The sequence below is a fragment of the uncultured Shewanella sp. genome (genome assembly GCF_947501665.1).
Taxonomy (GTDB): domain Bacteria; phylum Pseudomonadota; class Gammaproteobacteria; order Enterobacterales; family Shewanellaceae; genus Shewanella.
Window position 1 is genome coordinate 1 of record NZ_CANMWS010000090.1, and the last position, 444, is coordinate 444.

A 444-nucleotide genomic window follows, 5' to 3' on the forward strand; every position below is an offset into this window, starting at 1 on the left:
AATGGGGGCGCGCTCATCATTACCACCATGAATGAGCAATAACTTGGCTTTGAGCTTATCCACATGGTGAGTGGGTGACATGGCTTTGAGTTGAGTGGCGTCTTTACCCAGAACGGTGCTAAGGAACGCTTGCCCACTACGTATTCTCGATGTATCACCTTTTTTAAACATGAGCTGCAGATCGTATACCCCATACATGCCGATGGCACACTGAAATAAATCCGGTTCGATGATTGAGCTTTGTAATGCACTGTAGCCTCCAAAGCTGCCTCCGACGATGCAAATACGGTTTTTGTCGACTATGCCCTGAGTGATGAGATCTCGCGTGCCATCGATGATGTCATATTGAATGTCCGTGCCCCATTTCTGATGGCCTAATGCTTCAAAAGCGCTGCCGTAGCCACCAGAGCCGCGAAAGTTCACTTGTAATACTGCGATACCTTG

Annotated in this window: 1 protein-coding gene; it reads right to left on the reverse strand. The window is 48.2% G+C overall.

Going from position 1 to position 444, the window contains the following annotated elements; all coding sequences use genetic code 11:
* A partial coding sequence (locus tag Q0976_RS24035) for a prolyl oligopeptidase family serine peptidase (RefSeq protein WP_299497396.1) occupies positions 1–444 on the reverse strand: 444 nt, incomplete at both ends.